Origin of the sequence: Luteimicrobium sp. DT211 (assembly GCF_049844995.1) — a bacterium.
GTDB lineage: Bacteria > Actinomycetota > Actinomycetes > Actinomycetales > Cellulomonadaceae > Luteimicrobium.
In genome coordinates this window covers 476,026-496,814 of record NZ_JBNCMC010000002.1, presented here as the reverse complement: position 1 = coordinate 496,814, position 20,789 = coordinate 476,026, and the positions used below count along the sequence as shown (strand labels likewise).

Here is a 20,789-nt window from a genome sequence, read left to right as displayed (position 1 = left end):
ACAGGGTGGACGCCTTCTGGCCATGGATGTATCGGTTCCCGGTATGGTCGGCGCGTTGATTCTGTTGACGCATGTAACAGGGGGACTCGTGGGTATCCGCCGCGACCTGACCGACCGACCGTCTGACCCGCCCGCGCCCGTAGGGGTGCGCGGGGGCGTGGGACGTGGGCGTGCCCGCCGCGTGCTCGGGGCGGCGACGCTCGCCGTGGCCGGTTCGCTAGTGCTCGCCGGGTGCACCAGTGGTTCCGGTGAGGCCGGCCCGACGACGCAGGGTGCAGTCACGCCGTCGCCTTCCGTGAGCACGCCGGCGGTGACGCCGAGCGCCACCCCGACGCCGACGAAGACTGCTGCCGCGACCTCTGGGGCGCCCAAGCGGCCGGCGGGGATGAACGCGAACACGCGCGAAGGCGCCGAGAAGACCGCGCTCTACTTCCTCTCTATGGACAAATACGTCCAGACGACGGGTGACATCAGCGAGTTCGATAGCCTTATCGTCGAATCAAAGTGTGGCTACTGCTCGAACCGCCGCAAGCAGGCGGTTTACGTCAAGAAGCACGGTCTCGCCTACGTCGGCGGAGACCTCTCATACCGCGTGACGAAGCGCTACGACTATGACAGCCTCTACGGCGCATACGCATTCGATCTCGAAGTGAAGCAGAAGGCTTTCAAGATCCAGAATGGCTCCGGCAAGATCGTCTACTCGGAGCCAGCGTCACGCAACACCTTGTCGCTTGAGGTGATGCGCAGCAAGAAGGGCTGGAGGATCCTCGAGGGCGTGACCCGTTGATTCGTGTGGCCCTACCGCGAATCACCGCAGCCGTGGTGCTGCTCGCACTCGCGTGGACCACCATCCCTGCCCGCGTGGCAGCTGCGGACCCGCCGTTCGGGGGCGTGGGGGCCAGCGGGCACGATCAGCAGTTCGACTTCAACCGCTACCTCGGCGGTGAGATCGCGTACGACCCCACGTCGTCTGTCAACGGGATCGCGACGCGCCGGTACGAGCGTCTGCCGGCGGTGTTGTGTCACGACCACGACAACGGGGACGTGGCGGGCTGCCAATGGCTGACGGACGTGGTCGAGGCGGCTGACTGCCCCAAGAACGCGATCCCGTTGGACCCGTTGTTCATGTCGACCCGTGAGGTGGAGGACGGTCAGCCGGGGGATTGGTCCCCCTGGACGTACCTCGAGTCAGGCCTGTGCTTGACGCCAGCTGACCTCAAGGCGGACGTGACGAAGGCGTTCAAATCGCTCACGGTCAAACCGTCGCCAGTCCATGTGCAGCCCGGCGGTGGGCAGGTGCTGATCAACATGTTCACGGTGACCTACACCGACCAAGGTGCCGAGACGTTCAACATCAAGCTCGGTAAGGGCGACCAGGCGATCCCGGTCGAGGTGCAGGCAGTCCCGACGAGCTTCACGTGGTCGTACGGGTCCGACGGGGGCGATGAGGGCTCCTCGGTGACGACCACGGACCCGGGGAAGCCGTACCCCGATCAGACGGTGACGCACACGTACACGCACGCGGGTCCGGCGACGCTGGACCTGTCGACGACGTGGACGGGGCGGTTTCGGATCGAGGGGCTTCCCGGTGACCCGAATGACCCTGACACGTGGACCGACATTCCCGGTGAGGCGCACACGACGAGTCCCACCGTGCACCTGAACGTCTACGAGAAGCGCCCGCATCTGGTCGAGGACACCCTGCCCTGATCTTCCGGTCAGCCAGCGAACCTGCTGAGGCCCACGACGTCGTGCTCGAGGTTCGGTAGCCCGTGAGCGAGGGAGCCCGCACATCGCGCCCGTCGCCGACCGAGGGGGAGCGTCGCGAGTAACGGGCGCAGGCGCCGCGCGTCCGGACGTCCTGCGACGCAACTTGCCGAAGTGTCACAAGTCCGAAATAGGGCCGAATCACCGAGTTGACCTGCGCTGCCTAGCGTGGCGGTGTCTTGACCGGTCCCCGCACCAGGCAGGCGCCGGGCACGTCCATCACCGAGAGGTAGGGCACATGGCTGACAAGCTGGATCTCCTGGACGAGAAGGCCACGGGCGGCGTCTCCCGCCGCGGGTTCCTTCAAGCCGTCGGCGTCGGTTCCTCCGCCGGCGTGATGCTGGGGGCCATGGGCGCCATCGGTCTGGCGCCCACCGCGGCCGCCCAGGGGTACGGCCCGGGTGGTCTGGCGCACAAGCAGGACTGGAGGTGGAGCCCGCCGAGCCGCGCCGACTTCAGCGCCAAGGGCAAGAAGAACACCAAGCACGTCATCGTCGTCGGGGCGGGCCCCGCCGGCCTGTGCTCGGCGTACGAGCTGCAGAAGGCCGGGTACAAGGTCACGGTGCTCGAGGCGCGCCACCGCCCCGGCGGCCGCACGCTCACCATGCGCCCCGGGGACAAGGAGACCGACCTCGACGGCGTCACCCAGGTGGCCCGGTGGGACGACGGCGTCTACATGAACTGCGGTGCCGGCCGGGTCGCGCAGTGGATGGTCACGATGGAGTACTACCGCGAGCTCGGCGTCCCGTACCAGGTGATGACGAACGCCAGCGCCGAGGCCTACCTCTACAACGAGAAGCGCGGCTCGACCCCGGGCAACCCGACCAAGTACCGGACCGCGAAGGCGGACTTCTACGGCACGGTCGGGGAGCTGCTCACGTACGCCGCGGACCAGGGCGCGCTCGACGGGAAGCTGACGGAAGAGGACAAGGTCAACCTCAAGTCCTTCCTCAGCTCCCTCGGGTCGCTCAAGGACGGGAAGTACTGGGACGCGCCCACGCACTCGGACCGCGGCTACTCCCAGTACCCGAGCGCGTGGAACGTCGAAGGGACCGAGCTGCCCCCGACCCGCCCGGACATGTCGCAGACGCTGGCGAGCCGGTTCGGCAACTACTTCGAGTTCGAGAACAGCTGGGAACAGGCGATGCTGATGTTCCAGCCGATCGGTGGCATGGACACGACGTACCAGTACTTCGTGCGGGCGATCGGCGCGCACAACGTGTTCTTCAACTCCCCGGTCACGGGGGTCGAGAACACGTCCGACGGCGTCAAGGTCACCTACCAGGACAAGCGCGGCAGGAGCTACCAGCTCGCGGCCGACTTCGCCGTCGTCGCGTCGCCCGCCCACGTCGCGCGCACGTTCACGAACAACTGGGGCGCGGACATCGACACCGGCCTCGGCGAGTTCGCCAAGGGGAGCCCGGTGGGGAAGATCGGGCTGCAGTACGCGTCGCGCTGGTGGGAGACCGACCACCACATCTACGGCGGCATCACGGAGACCGACATGGACCTCCAGCACATCTGGTACCCGTCCTACGGCTACGGGGAGCGCAAGGGCCTCATCATCGGCTACTACAACACCGGTACGGCCGCCAGCACCTACGGGGCGCTGTCCCCGAAGGACCGCGAGGCGCGCGCCGTCGCGCAGGGCGTGAAGATCCACGGCGACAAGTACCGGACCGAGCTGGAGCACTCGTTCTCGATCGCATGGCACAAGGTGCCCCACATCCAGGGGGCGTGGGCGTACCCGAACCTGAGCTCCCCCTACTTCCAGAAGCTCCAGGAGGGCGCGGGCAACGTGTACTTCGCGGGCGACTGGATGTCCGAGATCTCGGCGTGGCAGCACGGGGCGTTCTGGGCCGCGCGCTACGCCGTGCAGTCCCTGCACGAGAAGGCCGTCGCGACCGTCTGACAGGAGCCGGTGCCCGGCCGCCCGCGCGGCCGGGCACCACCCCCAGCGCAGCTCGTCTGCGTCCACCGTGAGACCAAGGGAGTACCGCAATGGGCATGCTCAAGCCGTGGCACATCATCGTCCTCGTCGCCGTCGTCCTGCTCGTGTTCGGGGCGCAGCGCCTGCCCGACCTGGCGCGGAGCGTCGGGCAGTCGCTCAAGATCTTCAAGAGCGAGGTCAAGGAGCTCACCGGCGAGTCCGAGCAGGCGCCCGCCACCGTCCCGGCCGGGGTGGCGGAACCGGCGCCCGTCGTGACGTCCCAGGCCTGACGAGCAGGGGCGCCGAAGCCATGCTGGACATCAACGGCGGCGAGCTCCTCGTCATCGCGGTCCTCGCCGCCGTCCTCATCGGACCCGAACGGCTGCCGGAGTACGTCAAGCAGGTCACCGCCTTCGCCCGGACGGCCAGGACGTGGGTCGTCCAGGCCCGGGACCGCGTCACCGACGAGCTCGGGCCCGAGGGTGCGGGCGTCGACTGGGCGCAACTCGACCCGCGCCGGTACGACCCGCGGTCGATCGTCCGCGAGGCGCTTCTCGAGGACCTCCTGCCCGGTGGCGTCCGCCGGCCTGCCGCCTCGGTGGAGGACGTCGTCGTGCGGCTGCCGCCGGGCGCGGTCGAGCTGCCCGGACCGGACCCCGTCGCGGCCCCCGCCGCGGCGGGGCGCCCGTCCGGTGACGTGCCCGGTGACCTGCCCGCCGGCCGGGCCGAGGCGGCCTGAGTGGCGACGCTGACCTCCGACGCCGCGCCGGGCGTCACGGGGCGCGACGGCCGGGGGCGGATGTCCCTCCGCGCCCACCTGGCCGAGCTGCGGGTGCGAGCGTTCCTCGTCGCCGGCGGCCTGGCGGTCGGCGCGGTGGCGGGCTGGGTGCTCTACGACCCCCTGCTCGCGCTGCTGATGCGCCCGCTCAGCCTGGCGGCCACAGCGCAGGGCAAGGAGATCGCGCTGAACTTCGCGTCGCTCGGCGCGCCCCTGGACGTCCGGATCAAGGTCTCGCTGTTCCTCGCCGTGCTGGTCACCTGCCCGTGGTGGCTGTACCAGGGCTGGGCCTTCGTCGTCCCGGGCCTGACCGGGCGCGAGAAGCGGTACACCGTCGGGTTCCTCGCCGCCTCGGTGCCGCTGTTCCTCTTCGGCGGTGGCCTGGCCTGGTGGATCCTCCCGCACGCCGTGGACGTCCTGGCCTCGTTCGTCCCCGACGGGGCGTCCCAGCTCGTCAACGCCCAGGACTACCTGAGTTTCGTGATGCGGCTGGTGCTGGCCTTCGGGGTCGCGTTCGTGGCGCCCGCGGTGCTGGTCGCGCTCAACCTCGCCGGGGTCGTGCGCCACGAGCCCCTCGCCCGGGCGTGGCGCTGGGCGGTCCTCCTCGCGTTCGTGTTCGCCGCCGTCATGACGCCGACCCCGGACGCGCTGACCATGGTCGCCGTGGCCGTGCCCATCTGCGTGCTCTACTTCGCGTCGCTCGCCGTCACGACATGGCACGACCGCAGGACGGACCGGCACGCCTGAGCCGGCCGGCGCCCCACCTCACCCCGGCGCGTCCAGCGGCGGGCGGTCGACCAGCCGGTGCTGCCCGCCGCCGTCGGGCGCGGACCCGTAGCGCACGGGCGAGGTGACGAACGCGGCGGTCGCGAGCAGCGCCACCACCGTCCCGACGGCGCACGCCGCGGTGAGCACGGCGGCCGTCCGCCGGCGCAGCACCGGCCGGGCAAGCGCGACCGCCACGAGCCCCGCCACGCCGCCGGCGGTGTTCGCGATCAGGTCGGACACGTCCGTGCTCCCGACGGCCAGGACGTATTGCGCGACCTCGAGCCCGGCGCTCGTCAGCGCGACGAGGCCGACCGCCCGCGCCCACGTCCGCCACCACGGCCGCCGGGGCAGCAGCAGGGCGAGGTACACGCCGAACGGCACGAACGCCAGCACGTTCCCCAGCACCTCCGACGGCTGACTCGCCCCGTTCTCGGCCGTCGCCACGAACGGCACGAGCTTCATAGTCCGCCGCGCGCCGGAGCCCACCCACGGCACGTCGAGCTTCCACAGCACCAGCCACACCAGCAGCACCAGGTACGCGGCGAACAGCGCGGCCAGCAGCGGCCGCGTCCGGGCCGGTGCGCGCGCTGCGGTGCCCGCGACGACGACTCCGGGGGTCACCGCTGCATCCTCGGGTCCTGCGTCGGGTCCGCGTACATCGCGGGGCAGCCGTCGCGAGCGGCGCTCGGCCGCAGCTCGTAGTGCCACGACTCGTTGGCGTAGACCTGGCACAGCCCGTACGCGGCGCCGTGCTGCGCGAGCCAGTCGGTGGCCTTCATGGGCCCGAGGTCGACGGCCTCGCCCTTGACGTGCTCGGACGTGCCGGGCGTCGCGACCCACCGCTCCGCCGCGGCCTTCGAGCCGTACTTCGCGATGGCGTCGTCGAGCAGGTCCGCCTGGTCGGCCGCGGAGCGCCATCCGCTGTTGACGACGAACCGGATCCCGCGCGCGTCGGCGGCGTCGGTCGCGGCCGTGCGCAGGGCGGCGAGCAGCGCGGGGTCGAGGTGGCTGACGGTCGGGTCGTCGCTGAAGACCGTCACGACGCCGCCGGAACCGGCCGGCTTCTCGTCCGCGTCGCGCGGAGCCGGTTCGCGCTCGGTGGTCGCCGCCGCGGGCGCGGCGGTCTCGGCCGGGGAGGTGGCGACGGCGCGGGGCTGGGGACCGGCCTCAGCGTGCCGGTACGCGGCCACCCCGCCCAGCCCGGCCCCGCCGACGGCGCAGGTCACCAGGAGAGCGAGGGCGCGCCGTCGTCGGGGTGCTGGAGAGATGACGAAAGGCATGCGACCAGTCAAGGCACCCGCGCGTTGCCGGGGCGTAAGCGCTTTTCGATATGCGCGCGATAGGTCGGGACCGGGAGCATGGTGCCCATGCGCGTGCTGATCGTCGAGGACGAGCCCCTGCTGGCCGAGGCCGTCCGCGACGGTCTGCGGCTGGAGGCGATCGCGTCCGACGTCGCGGGGGACGGCGACACGGCCCTCGAGCTGCTGGCGGTCAACGCGTACGACATCGCGGTGCTCGACCGGGACATCCCCGGCCCGTCGGGCGACGAGGTCGCGCGGCGCATCGTCGCGTCGGGCAGCGGGATGCCGATCCTCATGCTCACGGCCGCGGACCGGCTCGACGACAAGGAGTCCGGGTTCGAGCTCGGCGCCGACGACTACCTGACCAAGCCGTTCGAGCTGCGCGAGCTGGTGCTGCGGCTCCGCGCGCTGGACCGCCGGCGGGCGCACCACCGCCCGCCCGTGCTGGAGCTCGCGGGGCTGCGGCTCGACCCGTTCCGGCGTGAGGTCTACCGCGACGGCCGGTACGTCGCGCTCACGCGCAAGCAGTTCGCGGTGCTGGAGGTGCTGGTGGGCTCCGGGGGCGGCGTCGTGAGCGCCGAGGAGCTGCTGGAGCGGGCGTGGGACGAGAACGCCGACCCGTTCACCAACGCCGTCCGCATCACCGTCTCCGCGCTGCGCAAGCGGCTCGGGGAGCCGTGGCTCATCGCGACCGTGCCGGGCGTCGGGTACCGGATCGACGCCGGGCCGGGGGAGCGGCCGTGAGCGCGCGCCGCCGGCCGGGTCTCAGTGTCAGGTGGAAGCTCACCCTCAGCTACGCGGGCTTCCTCATCGTCGCCGGGGCGGGGCTGATCGCCGTCGTCCTGGTGTTCCTGCTGCGCTACGTCCCGGACCAGGCGGTGGTGGTCCCGCGCACCCTGCCGAGCGGCAACCTGCGCCCGGGCTCGCTGTTCATCCCGGGCCGGTCGGACCTGTGGGCCGCGTTCGCCCCGAAGGCAGCGCTGATGCTGCTCCTGCTGCTCGTCGTCGGGCTGGCCGGCGGCTGGCTCCTCGCGGGCCGCGTGCTGGCCCCGCTGGCGCGGATCACCGACGCGACGCGCCGGGCCGCGGACGGGTCGCTGTCCTACCGGATCCGCCTGCCCGGCCGCGACGACGAGTTCCGTGAGCTCGCCGACGGCTTCGACTCGATGCTCGCGCGCCTCGAGGCGCTCGTCGCCGAGCAGCAGCGGTTCGCCGCCAACGCGTCCCACGAGCTGCGCACCCCGCTCGCGATCACCCAGACCCTGCTCGACGTCGCCGCGAACGACCCCGACCGCGACGCCGACGCGCTCCTCGCGCGGCTGCGCGTCGTGAACACCCGCGCCATCGACCTGACCGAGGCCCTGCTGCTGCTCAGCCGCGCGGACCAGGGGGAGTTCGAGCGCGAGCGGGTCGACCTGTCGCTGCTCGCCGAGGAGGCCACCGAGACGCTGCTGCCGCTCGCCGAGCGCCGGGGCGTGGCGCTCGCGGCCGACGGCGTCGCGGCCCCGGTGCTCGGCTCGCCCGCGCTGCTGCTGCAGCTCACGACGAACCTCGTGCACAACGCGATCGTCCACAACCTGCGCGCCGGCGGCACGGTCCGCGTCACGACGGCGCGGGCCGACGCCGCGAGCGTCACCCTCACCGTCGAGAACACGGGCGCCGAGCTCGACCCGGCGCTCGTCGGCGGCCTCACCGAGCGGTTCCGGCGGGGGAGCGACCGCGTGCGCACCGACCACGAGGGGGTCGGCCTGGGGCTCGCGATCGTCAAGAGCATCACGCGCGCGCACGGCGGGACCCTCGCGCTGGCGCCGCGACCCGGCGGCGGGCTGCGCGTCGTCGTGCACCTGCCGGCGACGCCTTAGACCGGGGCTGTGGCGGACTTCGAGCCCGACAAAGCCGCCGCGGCAGCTCGCTCATGGTCGCGGGCTTCCGGAGCGGGATCTGCGACCGCCTCCCCGTCGCACGCCCGTCGTCGAGAAGCCGAGATCCGTTCGACGACGGGCCACTCTCGAACGGCTCTCGGCTTCTCGAGGAGGTTGCAGCTCGGTCACCGATCCGGGCGGGCGTTGCGAGCGCGGAGACCTGGCGAACCAGCTTGGCGCACCAGTGCGTGCTGACGGTCAGCGCGGACGACGCAGCGAATACCGTCCGCACGGTGCTCGAAGCCCTGGGGGCGCTCGACCCGGACGGCTGAGGTCCGACGAAACCCCTGCTCTCAGTCCAGGCAGAACTCGTTGCCCTCGACGTCCTGCATCACGAGGCAGGACTCGTTCTCCTCGTCGGCGACCAGGAGCTGGAACCGGCTCGCGCCCAGCGCCTCCAGCCGGTCGCCCTCGGCGTTCAGTGCCGCGAGGCGCTCGTCGCCGACGAGCCCGGTCGCGACCCGCACGTCCAGGTGCACCCGGTTCTTCACGACCTTGCCCTCGGGGACGCGCTGGAAGAACAGCCGCGGGCCGACGCCGTCCGGGTCCTGGCAGGAGGCCCACACGTCGGGGTCGTCCGGCGCGGCCGCGCGCTCGTACGCGCCCCAGTCGTCGAAGCCCTCGGGCGGTGCGGGCAGCACGTAGCCGAGCACCTCGCACCAGAACCGGGCGACCCGCACCGGGTCCGCGCAGTCGAACGTGACCTGGACCTGCCTGACCTGCCCGACCTGCGTCACCCGCGTCGACGTCATCCGGCCACGCTAGACGACGGCGCCCGGCGGGTGAACGGGCGCCCGGGCACCTATCGTGGCGCCATGCCCACCACGCTGCCCGCGTCGCACGCGGACCTCCTCGACCGCCCCCTGTTCGCGCACCTCGCGACCATCCGCCCCGACGGCTCGCCCCAGTCGAGCGTCATGTGGTTCTCCTGGGACGGCGAGCTCGTCCGCTTCACCCACACCTCGACCCGCCAGAAGTTCAAGAACCTCGAGCAGGAGCCCCGGGTCGCGCTCTCCATCGCGGACCCGGACGACGAGTACCGGTTCCTCGAGCTGCGCGGCACCGTCGAGTCCATCACCCCCGACGACGCCGAGGCGTCGTTCTACCACTCCCTCCAGGTCCGCTACGGGAACGAGTACCCGATCCCCGACGCGTCCGTGCGCGTGATCGTCGCGGTGCGGCCCGAGCGGTTCGTAGCCGTCGCCGGCGGGGGCGTCGTCGCATCCGGGGCGCTCGCGGGCTGACCGCCCGCCCGGCGCATGCCGAACCGCCAGGAACCGTTGTCGACGACGTCGCCGGGCATCGGATCGTGGCGGTTCGACGTGCGGCGCTGGCGGTTGGGGGAATCCGTGGTGGGCGGCTGTGACCGCACCGGGCACGGGCGGTCACGGCGCGTCCGGCCCCCGGCCGATCGGGTCGCCGCGCCGCTGATGGCCCATCCGCGCGGCCGCGATGAGCACCCGAACCACGAGGCCGATGAGGACGAGGTCGAGGAGCATCTGGACGGTCACGACGATCTGGCCGAGGTGGTCGTGCGGGGTGATGTCGCCGAACCCGACCGTGGCGAACACGGTCGTCGTGAAGTAGAACGCGCTCACGTGGTCGAGCGGGACGTCGAAGCGGGACGGGTCGGCGTGCGACATCGCGAGGTACGCGGACGCGAACGTCGCCAGGAACACGACGGCGATGGTGCCGAGGGCCTGGATCGCGCGCAGGGCCGGAATCCCGGCGCCGAGGATGCGCCAGACCTCCCACACGACGAGCAGCGCGACGAGGATCAGGGCCACGCCCAGCCGGACGGCCGAGCGTGCGCTGCCGTCGAGCGGCAGGGCCGCGTACGCGGCGAGCGTGATCACCCACGCCCCGACGACGTGCAGCACGGTCCGGGTGACGCGACGGCGGCGCTCCGGCCGCGTCAGCTCGCCCCAGTGTGCCTCCTGCTGCATCGGGTGCCTCCTCCTCGTCCGCGCCCGGCCGCCGTCAGCCGACCGCAGCCACGGGGGCGGCGAGGGGCTGGCCCGAGCCGTCGCGGCGTGCGTCGGGCGCGGGCAGGTCGAGCGGCTGCCCGCCGGACCCGAGCGCGCGGGCGGGGGCCGCGCCGACCCAGGCGAGGACGAGCGCGTCCTCGCCGCGCAGGAACCGCTGCGCGCGGACGCCGCCGGTCGCGCGCCCCTTGCCGGGGTAGAGCTCGAACGGGGTGACCTTCGCGGAGCCCGCCTGCGTGCCGGGCAGCGCGTCCGAGGACCCGGCGACCGTCACGACGACGGCGCCCGCGAGCCCCTCGCTGCTGCCGTCGCCGTCGCGCACGTGCGCCGCCACGGTCCCGAAGAACACGACCTCGGCGCCGGCAGTGAGCTTGATGCCCGCCATGCCGCCGCCCGCCCGGCCCTGGGGCCGCACCGCCGAGGCCCCGAAGTGCAGCAGCGACGCGTCGGACGACACGAACACGAGCTCGTCGTCGTCACCGACGGCCGCCGCGCCGACGAGCTCGTCGCCGTCCTTGAGGCCGATCACGTCGAACGCGTCCTTGGCCGGGACGTCGCCCTTCGCGACCCGCTTGACGACGCCGGCCTTGGTGCCCAGCGCGAGCGTCGGCGCGTCGGGCGCGAGCGAGACGAGGGCGAGCACCTTCTCGCCCGACTCGAGCGCCGCGACCTCGCTCACGGGCACGCCGCCGGACAGGCTGGGCGCGCCGTGGCTGGGCGGGAGCGCGGGCAGGTCGAGCACCGACACGCGCACCACGCGGCCCCGGTTCGTCACGACCCCGACGTCGGCCCGGGCGGTGGCGGCGACCACCGACCGGATGACGTCGTGCGCGTGGCGCGCGCCCTCGCGGGCGGGGGCGGCGTCGTCGGACGTGCGGGCCAGCAGGCCCGTGGCCGACAGCAGCACGTGGCATGCGGTGTCGGCGACCTCGAGGCTGAGCGCGGGCGCCTTGGCCCCGCGCGCCGTGGTCAGGGCGGGCGCGACGCCGGTCGCGCCGCTCACCCCGGCCCCGGCGGAGTCCAGCAGGATGGTGCGCCGCGGCGTCCCGTACAGGCGGGCGACCTCGCCCATCTCGTCGCTGACGACGCCGCGCAGGCGCTGTTCGTCGGCGAGGATCGCCTCGAGCTCGTCGATCTCGCGCTTGAGCTCGTCCTGCTCCTTCTCGAGCTCGATGCGGCTGAACTTCGTCAGGCGCCGCAGCTGCAGGTCGAGGATGTACGTGGCCTGCGCCTCGGAGAGGTCGAACACCTCCATGAGCCGCGTGCGGGCGATCCCGGCGTCCTCGGAGGAGCGGATCACCTCGATGACCTCGTCGATGTCGACGATGGCGAGCAGCAGGCCCTCGACCAGGTGCAGGCGGTCGCGGCGTTTGGCGAGGCGGTACTGCGAGCGGCGGCGCACCACGTCGATGCGGTGGTCCACCCACACGGTCAGCAGCTCGCGCAGGCCGAGGGTGCGCGGCTGCCCCTCGACGAGGGTGACGTTGTTGATGCCGAACGAGTCCTCCATCGGCGTGTGCCGGTAGAGCTGCTCGAGCACGGCGTCCGGGTTGAAGCCCGTCTTGACCTCGATCACGAGCCGCAGCCCGTGCTCGCGGTCCGTGAGGTCGGTGATCGCGGAGATGCCCTGGAGCTTCTTGGCCTGGACGCCCTCGCGGACCTTCTCGATCACGCGCTCGGGCCCGACCATGTACGGGAGCTCGGTCACGACGATCCCGCGCCGGCGCGGGGTCAGGGACTCGACCTTCGCGGTCGCGCGGGTCTTGAAGGACCCGCGGCCCGTGCGGTACGCGTCGCGGACCCCCTCGAGCCCGACGATCTTGCCGCCCGTCGGCAGGTCCGGGCCGGGCACGAACCGCATGAGCGCCTCGAGGTCCGCGTCCGGGTGCGCGACCAGGTGCTGGGCGGCCGCCACGACCTCGACGAGGTTGTGGGGCGCCATGTTCGTCGCCATCCCGACCGCGATGCCGCTCGCCCCGTTGACCAGCAGGTTCGGGATCGCGGCGGGCAGCACCTCGGGCTGCATGAGCTTGTTGTCGTAGTTGGGGACGAAGTCGACCTCGTCCTCGTCGAGACCCGCCGTCATCGCACTCGCCGGGGGAGCGGGGCGCGCCTCCGTGTACCGGGGGGCGGCGGGGCCGTCGTCGAGCGAGCCGAAGTTCCCGTGCCCGTCGACGAGCGGCAGACGCAGGGCGAAGCTCTGTGCGAGACGGACGAGCGCGTCGTAGATCGCGGTGTCGCCGTGCGGGTGCAGCTTGCCCATCACGTCGCCGACGACGCGCGCCGACTTCACGTACGGGCGGTCGGGGCGCAGGCCCATCTCGGACATCTGGAACAGGATGCGGCGCTGCACGGGCTTGAGGCCGTCGCGCGCGTCGGGCAGGGCCCGGGAGTAGATGACCGAGTACGCGTACTCGAGGTAGGAGCCCTCCATCTCCGCGGAGACGTCGATGTCGACGATCTTCTCCACGTACGGCTCGGAGGGGTCGGGTGTGCCTGTGCCGGAACTGCGAGAGCCGGGGCGGGACGAACGGGCCATGGGCGCCATTGTCCCGCACGCCGCCCACGCCGCCGCCCACGGCGCGCGGCCGGGGCTACCGCCGCAGCGTGAGGATCTCCGCGCCGTCCTCGGTGATGGCGACCGTGTGCTCGCTGTGCGCGGTCAGGGCGCCGGTGGCGCTGCGCAGGGTCCAGCCGTCCGCGTCGACGGCGAGCTCGTCGGTGTCGGCCATGACCCAGGGCTCGAGCGCGAGCAGCAGGCCCGGCCGCAGCACGTACCCGCGGCCCGGGCGGCCGATGTTCACCACGTGCGGGTCCTGGTGCATCGTCGACCCGACGCCGTGCCCGCCGAACTCCGTGTTCACCGGATACCCGGCCGCCGTCAGGACGGTGCCGATCGCGTGGGACAGGTCGCCGACGCGCGCGCCCGGCCGGGCGGCCGCGATGCCCGCGGCCAGCGCCTCCTCCGTCGCGCGGATCAGGGCGAGGCTCGCGGGCGGCTGCGTGGGCCCGACGACGAAGCTGATCGCCGAGTCCGCCACGATCCCGCGCAGCGACACGGCCAGGTCGAGGGTGAGGAGGTCGCCGTCGGCGAGGGCGTAGTCGTGGGGCAGCCCGTGCAGGACGGCGTCGTTGACGGACGTGCAGATGTAGTGGCCGAACGGCCCGCTCCCGAACGACGGCGCGTAGTCCACGTAGCTCGAGACCGCCCCGGCGCCCTCGATCATCTCCCGGGTCCAGCGGTCGATCTCGAGGAGGTTCGTGCCGACGGCGCACCGCTCGCGCACCGTGGCGAGGATGTTCGCCACCAGCGCGCCGGTGTCCCGGGCGCGGTCCAGCTCGGCGGGGGTGAGGATCTCGATCATGCGGCACCTTGCTCGGGAGGGGACGGTCCGCCCCCATCGTGGCAGACCGCCGCGCGGCCCGTGCTCCCCGGCGCCGTCGTGCCCCACGATCTAGGCTGCGGGTGTGAGCGAGCCCTCCGCCCCGCCCTACCCCGAGGAGTGGGAGGCCGACGTCGTCCTGCGTGACGGCTCGACCGCGCACGTGCGCCCCATCCGCCCCTCCGACGCCGACGCCCTGCAGCGGTTCCACGTCGGCCAGTCGCAACGGTCCGTGTACCTGCGGTTCTTCGCCGCGATGGAACGGCTCTCGGACCGGGACCTGCGCCGGTTCACGCACGTCGACCACCGCGACCGCGTCGCGCTCATCGCGGTCGCCGCGACGCCCACCTCGACGACGACCCCTGCCGACGGCACCGACGCCGAGGGCACCGCCGCGGACGACAACCCGCTCGGCGAGGAGATCATCGGCGTCGCCCGGTTCGACCGCACCGGGCCGCACGAGGCCGAGGTCGCGTTCAACATCGCCGACGCCCACCAGGGCCGGGGCCTCGCGTCCGTGCTCCTCGAGCACATCGCCGCCGCCGCCCGCGAGCGCGGCGTCGAGCGCTTCACCGCCGACGTCCTGCCCCAGAACGGGCGCATGCTCGCCGTCTTCCGCGAGGCCGGCTACGAGGTGTCCCAGCACGTCGACGACGGCGTCGTGTCCGTGAGCGTCGACCTCGACCCCACCGAACGGTCCCGCGAGGTCATGGCCGACCGTGAGCGGCGCGCCGAGGCCCGGTCCATGCAGACCCTCCTCGACGCGCACGCCGTGCTCGTCGTCACGTCGCCCGACCTGCCCGCGGACGCCGTCGAGCGCCGGATGGCGGACGCCGTCGTCGACGGGGCGCTCGCGGGACCGGGCGACGCCACGTTCGACGTCGTGGGGACGGGTCGCGAGCCGGGGGAGGCGCTGCCCGGGGTCGCGTTCCACGACCGCCTCGACACGGCGACCGGCCCGTACGACCTGGCGGTGCTCGCGCTCGCGCCGGGGCAGGTGCTGGCGATCGTCCCGGCCCTGGCGCGCCGGGGGGTGCGCGGGCTGATCGTGCTGTCGGGCTCGTTCGCGGAGGTCGGGCCGGACGGGCTGGCCCGCCAGCTCGAGCTGGTGCGCCGCGCCCGCACGGCCGGGATGCGGGTGATCGGGCCGGCGTCGTACGGGCTGCTGCGCCGTACGGCGGGGAACCGGATCGACGTCTCCCTCGCGACCGACCCGCCGCCCGAGGGCAGCGTGGGCCTGTTCTGCCAGTCGGCGCCGACGGCCGTGACGCTGCTCGCCACGGTGCGGCGCCGCGGCCTGGGGGTCTCGACGTTCCTGTCCTCGGGGAACCGCGCCGACGTGTCGGGCAACGACATGATGCAGTTCTGGTCGGAGGACCCGGCCACGGCCGTGGCGTGCCTGTCGCTCGAGTCCATCGGCAACCCGCGCAAGTTCTCGCGGATCGCGCGGCGACTCGCGTCAGCGAAGCCCGTCGTCGTGGTCGCCGCCGGGCAGTCGGGGCACTTCGCGCCGCCCGGGCACGCCGTGCGCCGCGGGCAGGTGCCGCGCCGCGCGCTCGAGGAGATCATGCGGCAGGCCGGCATCATCCGGGCCGAGAACACCCACCAGATGGCGGACCTCGCCCAGCTCCTCGCGCACCAGCCGCTCCCCGCGGGGCGTCGGGTGGGGATCGTCGGGAGCTCGCCGTCGCTCGTCTCGTCGGTCGCCGACGCCGCGGAGGCGGCGGGCCTCGTGGTGGCGTGCCGGGCGTCGGTCGAGCGGGAGGACGCGAGCCCCGACCGGATCCGCGCCGCCCTCGACGTGGTCTTCGCGCCCGGCGCGTGCGACGTCGTCGTCGCTGTCAACGTCCCCACCGTCCGGGTGGACCTGGGCTGGCTCGCCGGGGAGCTCACCGCGCGGGCCGCGTCGTCAGGACGGCCCACGCTCGTCTCCGCGCTCGGGTACCACGGCCTCACCGACGCGTTCACCCTCACCACGCCCGACGGCGTCACGCACCGCGTGCCCGCCTACTCCACCCCCGAGGACGCCGTGTGGGCCGCGGCCGCCGTCGCCCGGTACGCGCGCTGGCGCGCCGAGGACCACGGCCGGCACGTCGCCTACCCCGACATCGACCGCGAACGTGCCCGGGAGATCGCCGAGGCCGCCGCCCCGGGCCCGCTGCCCGCCGACGACCTCGGCCGCCTGCTCGCCTGCTACGGCATCACCCTGTGGCCCGCGATCCCCGTGCGGGACGCCGACGAGGCCGTCGCCGCCGCCCGCGAGCTCGGCTACCCGGTCGCGCTCAAGGCGACGAGCGCCGCCCTGCGCCACCGCGCCGACCTCGGCGGGGTGCGCCTCGACGTGACCGGCGACGACGACGCACGCGCCGGCCTGGAGTCGCTGCGCGCCACGATCCTCGCCGGGCTCGGCCCGGGCGCGTTCGCCGAGGCCGGCGCGCCGTTCGAGGTGCAGCGCATGGCCGACGCGGGCGTCGCGTGCGTCGTCCGCACCGGCGAGGACCCGCTCTACGGGCCCGTGGTGTCGTTCGGGCTGTCCGGCGACGCCGTCGACCTCCTCGGGGACATCGCCTACGGGGTGCCGCCGCTGACCGACGTCGACGTCGCCACCATGGTCCGCCGCGTCCGCGCCGCGCCCCGCCTGTTCGGGTACCGCGGGGCGCCCGGCGTCGACGTGGGAGCGCTCGAGGAGCTCGTCGGGAGGATCTCCGTGCTCGCCGACGACCTGCCCGAGGTCGCGAGCCTCGAGCTCGCGCCCGTCGTCGCCCAGCCCCGCGGGCTCGCCGTCCTCGGCGCGCGGGCGACCGTCGCACCGCCGCGCCGGGTCGACGCCCTGCGCCGCGCCCTGCCGCGGCTGTCCGGCCCCGCGAAGTAGACGGCGCGGACGACCGCTTCGCGAGGTAGACCGCGCGGACGGGTGCTTCGCGAGGTACCCCGCGCGGGGGCCTCCTTCGGTGAGGGCGGCGCGTGTGGTGCGAGAATGACGGCGTGCCGCAGCCCGCCACCTCAGCCCGCGCCGACCTCACCGCCCAGCTCGTCCGGGCCGGCTACTACCCTCAGCTCGTCGACGACGTCGTGGACGTCGCGGTCGCCGACGAGGACGTCGTCGCCCACCTCGTGCATGCCGAGACCACGTTCGACGGCGAGGAGATCCGCCGCCACGTCACCGTCCTCGCGCTCACCACGACCCGGTTCGTCACCGTCCACGTCGACGACCACCCCGCCGACTCCGAGCACCCCGCCGCGAGCGCGGTCGCGACCTCCGAGGCCGTCCCGCTCAGCGCCGTCCGCTCGGTCGCGCTCACCCACGTCGTCGCGCGCCCCGACACCCACCGCTCCGGCCAGACGCCCGCCGAGCTCACCCTCTCGATCGGGTGGGGCGCCGTCCAGCGCGTCGACCTCGAACCCGCCACCTGCGCCGACCCGACCTGCGAGGCCGACCACGGCCTGACCGGCCAGCTCGTCCCCGACGACCTCGTCGTCCGGGTCAGCGCCGAGGCCGACGGCGCCAAGGCCGTGCAGCGGGCCGCCCGGTTCGCGCGCGTCCTGTCCGCCGCGACCGCCCGCTGATGGCGGACCTCGTCGCGGCGCTCGCGGCTGCCTCGGCGCCCGCGAGCGACCCGTCCGACGCCTCGGCCGACCCCCCGGCGTTCGTCGCCCCCGCGTACGGCGCGGCGGGCCTCGACGCGGTGCTGCCGGGCGTCCTCGGGGCGCTCGGCGAGGGCCCCGGCGCGGACGTGGCAGCGACCGCCCGGCTCGGCCTGCCCGCCGCGACCCGCGCGTGCGTCGTCCTCGTCGACGGGCTCGGCTGGGACAACCTGCGCGAGCGCGCCGGGCACGCCTCGTTCCTGCGCCCCCGCCTGAACGACGCGGCCGCCGCGCGGCCGCTCGTCACGACCTACCCGTCGACGACGGCCGCCGCCCTCGGCACGTTCGGCACCGGCGCGGCGCCCGGGCGCACCGCCATGCTCGGGTACACGGTCCGCGACCCCGCCTCACGACGGCTCGTCGGCCTCGTGTCCTGGGACGGCGCCCCCGACCCCCGCGCCTGGCAGCGCGAGGCGCCGCTGCTGGAGGTGGCGGCGTCGGGCGGGCTGGCGGTGACGTCGGTCGGCCCCGCCCGGTTCGCCGGGTCCGGCATGACCGTCGCCGCGCTGCGCGGCGGAACCTACGTCCCCGCCGAGGCGCTCGGGGACCGCGTGGACGTCGCGACCCGGGCGCTGCGCGCCCCCGGCCTCGTCTACCTGTACTGGGGCGACGTGGACAAGGTCGGTCACCACAACGGCTGGCGGTCCGCGGCCTGGGGGCACGCGGTCGAGTCGTTCGACGCGGAGCTCGCCCGGCTGGCGCGGTCGCTGCCCACCGGGACGCTGCTCGTCGTGACCGCCGACCACGGGATGGTCGACGTCGACCCCGCGGCCCGCTGGGACGTCGCCACTGACCCTGTGCTGCGCGAGGGCGTCGCGCTGGTCGGCGGCGAGCCGCGGGCGAGCCACCTGTACCTCGAGGACGGCGCCGACCCCCGCGAGGTCGCGGCCCGGTGGTCCGCGCACCTCGGCGACGCCGCGCTCGTCGCCGTGCGGGAGGACGCCGTGGCCGCGGGCCTGTTCGGGGCCGTCGCCCCGCACGCGCTGCCCGTGATCGGGGACGTCGTCGTCGCGGCGACCGGCCGCGCGAGCATCGTCGACTCGCGCACCCAGACGGCCGCGAGCCTCACCCTCGTCGGGATGCACGGGTCGCTGACGCCGGCCGAGATGCGCGTCCCGCTCGTCGTCGAACAGACCTGAGAGGACACCCCGTGGCCGAGCTCGTCTTCTTCAGCGGCACCATGGACTCCGGCAAGTCCACGCTGGCGCTGCAGACCCATCACAACCACTCCTCGCGCGGGCGGCACGGCCTGCTGTTCACGCGCAACGACCGGGCCGGGCAGGCGCGCCTGTCGTCGCGCCTCGGGCTCGAGGTCGACGCCGACGAGGTCGACGACGCGACCGACTTCTGGGCCGTCGTCTCCGACGCGCGGTCACGCACCGGGCACGTCGACTACCTGGTCTGCGACGAGGCGCAGTTCTACGCGCCCGAGCAGGTCGAGCAGCTGGCGCGCCTCGTCGACGAGGCGGGCATCGACGTGTATGCCTTCGGGATCCTGTCCGACTTCCGGACCCGCCTGTTCCCCGGCTCGGCCCGGCTCGTCGAGCTCGCCGACCGCGTCGAGACGCTCCAGGTGCCCGCACTGTGCTGGTGCGGGGCCCGTGCGACCCACAACGCCCGCACCGTCGACGGGCGGATGGTCGTCGAGGGCGAGCAGGTCGTCGTCGGCGACGTCGACAGCGCGACCGGCACCGTCGCCTACGAGGTCCTGTGCCGCCGCCACCACGCGCGCCGCATGACGCTCGCGACCGCGAGCGCGCGCTCCGGCCCGGGGGACACCCTCGACCTCGCCTGATCGCGAGGTGGACGGGCGGCCGGTCTGTGAGACTTCACAGACGGGCGGCCGGTCTACCTCGCTGAGGGCGCGGGGCTCAGGCGTCGGTGCGCGAGCCGCCGAACATGATCTCGTCCCACGACGGCATCTTGGCCCGCTGCTTGCGCGACGACGACGCCGGCCGCCGGCCCTCGGGTCGCCCGGCGCCGGCGGGCTCGAGGTCCGAGCTCTGCTCGGGGGCGCCGTCGCCGGGCCCGTGATCGCTCTCGGCGTCGCGCTCCGGTGCCGCGTCCGACGGCGCGGCGTCAGTCCCGGCGTCGGGCGGGACGCCCTCCCCCTCGCCGGGGTGCGCGTCGCGGGCGGGGAAGGGGAGCGCCACGACGTCGGCGACGCTCAACCGGTCCGTGACGGGCACCCGGTCGTGGCCCTGCCGCTGCCGCTTGCCGCGGCGTCCACGCCGCTCGTCGAGCCCGCCCGCGGAGCCGTGCCCGTCGGGTTCGCGCTCGTCCGGTGCGTGCTCGTCGTGCCCGTCCGCGTCGGCCGGCTCGTCGGAGCGGCGCCCCCGGTCGTCCTGCTGACGGTCGTCGCGCCCCCGGTCGCCGCGCGACCCGGCGGGGTGCGGGTCGTCCCGCAGCGGCCCGAAGCCCTCGAAGTCGTCGTCCAGGTCCGGGAGGGCGTCGGACCGGCTCCCGCGGCGCCGGCCCAGGTCGTCCAGCAGCGCGTCGGTCGCGGCGGCGTCGCGCGGGCGCCGCGGGTCGTGCCCCCGCTCCAGCAGGCCGTCCACCGCGGACAGGACCGGCCGCACGGCCGAGCGGACGTCGTCCTCGCTCACGCCCGTGCGCGGGACGCCGACCTCGTTCTCGGACAGCCAGCGCGCCTCGTCGTCGAGCGCCCGCACCTCGCGCGAGGACGCGTCGTACGCCCACGTGGCGGTCCGCTCGGCACCGCCCGCGACGAACCGCGCGGTCGCGCGCCAGCTGCCCGACGTGTCGCGGGCGGCGTCCCAGGCGACGTCGTCGGCGTCCACGTCGCGGGACGCGAGGCGGTCGGCCACGAGGTCGGTGAGGGTCGGGGCGTCCGCGTCGCCGAGCCGCGTCGCGCGGACCCGGTCGACGACGTGCTCGCGCTCGGCGAGCACCGGGCCCTCGTACCGGCGCACGTGCTCGACCGGCACCCCGGCCTCCGTGGCCACCTCCTCGGCGGTCGCGCCCGCCCGGATCCGGGCCTGGATCTCCCGCACGGGCAGGGTCGCCGTCGACGACGCGCGCAGCTGCTCGAGCTGGGGTCGGTCGCGGCGCACCGCGGCGCGCAGCGCGTCGTCGATCCGCACCGTGTACCGCTCGCCCATGGGTCCCGCGAGGACGAGGCTCTCACCGTCCTCGTGCAGCCCCACCAGGTTCAGCTCGTTCATCACGCCTCCCGTCAGCCGACGACGGTACCGGGCCGTGCCTGGACCGCTCCGCGCCGGGACCGTCCGTCGTCGGCACGAGCCTGCCACCTGAGGGCGCGCACGGGCCGCAGGCGGGCCCGGTGTGC

The 20,789-nt window shown here is 74.1% G+C and carries 20 protein-coding genes; 13 read left to right on the top strand and 7 right to left on the bottom strand.

Features of this window, described 5'->3' with window-relative positions; translation table 11 throughout:
- Positions 1-88: 88 nt before the first annotated feature.
- The 6 genes from ACLQ14_RS06430 to tatC all read left to right on the top strand — a co-directional run bounded on the left by ACLQ14_RS06430 (position 89) and on the right by tatC (position 5,222).
- Positions 89-787 (top strand): DUF6318 family protein, encoded by a 699-nt coding sequence (locus ACLQ14_RS06430; protein ID WP_425811069.1) that lies wholly within the window; start codon positions 89-91, stop codon positions 785-787.
- Positions 788-819: 32 nt separating this feature from the next.
- Entirely contained in the window at positions 820-1,710 is an 891-nt protein-coding gene (locus ACLQ14_RS06425) for a hypothetical protein (RefSeq protein ID WP_425811067.1), read from the top strand.
- Between the two features lie 295 nt (positions 1,711-2,005).
- Complete coding sequence (locus tag ACLQ14_RS06420) at positions 2,006-3,679, top strand: flavin monoamine oxidase family protein (RefSeq protein ID WP_425811065.1); 1,674 nt, start codon at positions 2,006-2,008, stop codon at positions 3,677-3,679.
- An 89-nt stretch (positions 3,680-3,768) separates the two neighbouring features.
- Positions 3,769-3,987 carry a Sec-independent protein translocase subunit TatA gene (gene tatA, locus ACLQ14_RS06415; protein ID WP_425811063.1) on the top strand — a complete coding sequence of 73 codons (219 nt, stop codon included), beginning with the start codon at positions 3,769-3,771 and terminating at the stop codon, positions 3,985-3,987.
- 20 nt (positions 3,988-4,007) lie between these two features.
- Positions 4,008-4,436, top strand: coding sequence for a Sec-independent protein translocase TatB (locus ACLQ14_RS06410; RefSeq protein ID WP_425811061.1), 429 nt, complete (start codon positions 4,008-4,010; stop codon positions 4,434-4,436).
- A gap of 60 nt (positions 4,437-4,496) precedes the next feature.
- Positions 4,497-5,222 carry a twin-arginine translocase subunit TatC gene (tatC, locus tag ACLQ14_RS06405; protein WP_425811645.1) on the top strand — a complete coding sequence of 242 codons (726 nt, stop codon included), beginning with the start codon at positions 4,497-4,499 and terminating at the stop codon, positions 5,220-5,222.
- An 18-nt stretch (positions 5,223-5,240) separates the two neighbouring features.
- On the opposite strand, the gene ACLQ14_RS06400 is transcribed toward tatC, so the two are convergent.
- Both ACLQ14_RS06400 and ACLQ14_RS06395 read right to left on the bottom strand, forming a co-directional pair.
- Entirely contained in the window at positions 5,241-5,864 is a 624-nt protein-coding gene (locus ACLQ14_RS06400; RefSeq protein ID WP_425811059.1) for a VanZ family protein, read from the bottom strand.
- Positions 5,861-6,523, bottom strand: coding sequence for a D-alanyl-D-alanine carboxypeptidase family protein (locus tag ACLQ14_RS06395; protein WP_425811057.1), 663 nt, complete (start codon positions 6,521-6,523; stop codon positions 5,861-5,863). Before ACLQ14_RS06395 ends, ACLQ14_RS06400 begins: the two co-directional genes overlap by 4 nt.
- Before the next feature lie 87 nt (positions 6,524-6,610).
- Here ACLQ14_RS06395 and ACLQ14_RS06390 point away from each other — a divergent pair, with 87 nt between their 5' ends.
- Both ACLQ14_RS06390 and ACLQ14_RS06385 read left to right on the top strand, forming a co-directional pair.
- Positions 6,611-7,288 (top strand): response regulator transcription factor, encoded by a 678-nt coding sequence (locus tag ACLQ14_RS06390; protein ID WP_425811055.1) that lies wholly within the window; start codon positions 6,611-6,613, stop codon positions 7,286-7,288.
- Positions 7,285-8,406 (top strand): sensor histidine kinase, encoded by a 1,122-nt coding sequence (locus ACLQ14_RS06385; protein WP_425811053.1) that lies wholly within the window; start codon positions 7,285-7,287, stop codon positions 8,404-8,406. The genes ACLQ14_RS06390 and ACLQ14_RS06385 overlap by 4 nt, the downstream gene beginning before the upstream one ends.
- A gap of 353 nt (positions 8,407-8,759) precedes the next feature.
- Here ACLQ14_RS06385 and ACLQ14_RS06380 read toward each other — a convergent pair whose 3' ends face one another.
- Positions 8,760-9,218 carry a VOC family protein gene (locus ACLQ14_RS06380; RefSeq protein ID WP_425811051.1) on the bottom strand — a complete coding sequence of 153 codons (459 nt, stop codon included), beginning with the start codon at positions 9,216-9,218 and terminating at the stop codon, positions 8,760-8,762.
- Between the two features lie 63 nt (positions 9,219-9,281).
- Here ACLQ14_RS06380 and ACLQ14_RS06375 point away from each other — a divergent pair, with 63 nt between their 5' ends.
- The gene (locus ACLQ14_RS06375) at positions 9,282-9,710 is read left to right on the top strand and encodes a PPOX class F420-dependent oxidoreductase (protein ID WP_425811049.1); all 429 of its coding nucleotides are present in this window, start codon (positions 9,282-9,284) and stop codon (positions 9,708-9,710) included.
- Between the two features lie 141 nt (positions 9,711-9,851).
- On the opposite strand, the gene ACLQ14_RS06370 is transcribed toward ACLQ14_RS06375, so the two are convergent.
- From ACLQ14_RS06370 to map, 3 genes are read right to left on the bottom strand one after another with little or no spacing between them, the layout of a single operon-like run.
- The gene (locus ACLQ14_RS06370) at positions 9,852-10,412 is read right to left on the bottom strand and encodes a potassium channel family protein (RefSeq protein WP_425811047.1); all 561 of its coding nucleotides are present in this window, start codon (positions 10,410-10,412) and stop codon (positions 9,852-9,854) included.
- A gap of 34 nt (positions 10,413-10,446) precedes the next feature.
- Positions 10,447-12,990, bottom strand: coding sequence for a DNA gyrase/topoisomerase IV subunit A (locus ACLQ14_RS06365; protein WP_425811045.1), 2,544 nt, complete (start codon positions 12,988-12,990; stop codon positions 10,447-10,449).
- A gap of 55 nt (positions 12,991-13,045) precedes the next feature.
- Positions 13,046-13,816 carry a type I methionyl aminopeptidase gene (gene map / locus ACLQ14_RS06360; RefSeq protein ID WP_425811043.1) on the bottom strand — a complete coding sequence of 257 codons (771 nt, stop codon included), beginning with the start codon at positions 13,814-13,816 and terminating at the stop codon, positions 13,046-13,048.
- 103 nt (positions 13,817-13,919) lie between these two features.
- Between map and ACLQ14_RS06355 the strand changes: the two genes are divergently transcribed.
- From ACLQ14_RS06355 to ACLQ14_RS06340, 4 genes are all read left to right on the top strand, one after another.
- Positions 13,920-16,706: a GNAT family N-acetyltransferase gene (locus ACLQ14_RS06355; protein ID WP_425811041.1), complete on the top strand. Its 2,787-nt coding sequence runs from the start codon at positions 13,920-13,922 to the stop codon at positions 16,704-16,706.
- Between the two features lie 113 nt (positions 16,707-16,819).
- Positions 16,820-17,401, top strand: a complete 582-nt coding sequence (locus tag ACLQ14_RS06350) for a DUF5998 family protein (protein WP_425811039.1) — start codon at positions 16,820-16,822, stop codon at positions 17,399-17,401.
- Positions 17,401-18,618: an alkaline phosphatase family protein gene (locus tag ACLQ14_RS06345; protein ID WP_425811037.1), complete on the top strand. Its 1,218-nt coding sequence runs from the start codon at positions 17,401-17,403 to the stop codon at positions 18,616-18,618. The genes ACLQ14_RS06350 and ACLQ14_RS06345 overlap by 1 nt, the downstream gene beginning before the upstream one ends.
- Positions 18,619-18,629: 11 nt before the next feature.
- The gene (locus tag ACLQ14_RS06340) at positions 18,630-19,274 is read left to right on the top strand and encodes a thymidine kinase (RefSeq protein WP_425811035.1); all 645 of its coding nucleotides are present in this window, start codon (positions 18,630-18,632) and stop codon (positions 19,272-19,274) included.
- 76 nt (positions 19,275-19,350) lie between these two features.
- Here the strand turns inward: ACLQ14_RS06340 and sepH are convergent, their stop codons facing one another.
- A complete protein-coding gene (gene sepH / locus ACLQ14_RS06335) occupies positions 19,351-20,664 on the bottom strand; it encodes a septation protein SepH (protein WP_425811033.1) in 1,314 nt (437 codons plus the stop codon).
- Between the last annotated feature and the right edge of the window lie 125 nt (positions 20,665-20,789).

Excerpts from the sequence above, each read along its gene's own strand:
- ACLQ14_RS06420 (WP_425811065.1), top strand. The coding sequence starts at position 2,006 with ATGGCTGACAAGCTGGATCTCCTGGACGAGAAGGCCACGGGCGGCGTC.
- tatA (WP_425811063.1), top strand. The coding sequence starts at position 3,769 with ATGGGCATGCTCAAGCCGTGGCACATCATCGTCCTCGTCGCCGTCGTC.
- ACLQ14_RS06410 (WP_425811061.1), top strand. The coding sequence starts at position 4,008 with ATGCTGGACATCAACGGCGGCGAGCTCCTCGTCATCGCGGTCCTCGCC.
- tatC (WP_425811645.1), top strand. The coding sequence starts at position 4,497 with ATGTCCCTCCGCGCCCACCTGGCCGAGCTGCGGGTGCGAGCGTTCCTC.
- ACLQ14_RS06395 (WP_425811057.1), bottom strand. The coding sequence starts at position 6,523 with ATGCCTTTCGTCATCTCTCCAGCACCCCGACGACGGCGCGCCCTCGCT.
- ACLQ14_RS06390 (WP_425811055.1), top strand. The coding sequence starts at position 6,611 with ATGCGCGTGCTGATCGTCGAGGACGAGCCCCTGCTGGCCGAGGCCGTC.
- ACLQ14_RS06380 (WP_425811051.1), bottom strand. The coding sequence starts at position 9,218 with ATGACGTCGACGCGGGTGACGCAGGTCGGGCAGGTCAGGCAGGTCCAG.
- ACLQ14_RS06375 (WP_425811049.1), top strand. The coding sequence starts at position 9,282 with ATGCCCACCACGCTGCCCGCGTCGCACGCGGACCTCCTCGACCGCCCC.
- ACLQ14_RS06370 (WP_425811047.1), bottom strand. The coding sequence starts at position 10,412 with ATGCAGCAGGAGGCACACTGGGGCGAGCTGACGCGGCCGGAGCGCCGC.
- ACLQ14_RS06365 (WP_425811045.1), bottom strand. The coding sequence starts at position 12,990 with ATGGCCCGTTCGTCCCGCCCCGGCTCTCGCAGTTCCGGCACAGGCACA.
- map (WP_425811043.1), bottom strand. The coding sequence starts at position 13,816 with ATGATCGAGATCCTCACCCCCGCCGAGCTGGACCGCGCCCGGGACACC.
- ACLQ14_RS06345 (WP_425811037.1), top strand. The coding sequence starts at position 17,401 with ATGGCGGACCTCGTCGCGGCGCTCGCGGCTGCCTCGGCGCCCGCGAGC.
- sepH (WP_425811033.1), bottom strand. The coding sequence starts at position 20,664 with ATGAACGAGCTGAACCTGGTGGGGCTGCACGAGGACGGTGAGAGCCTC.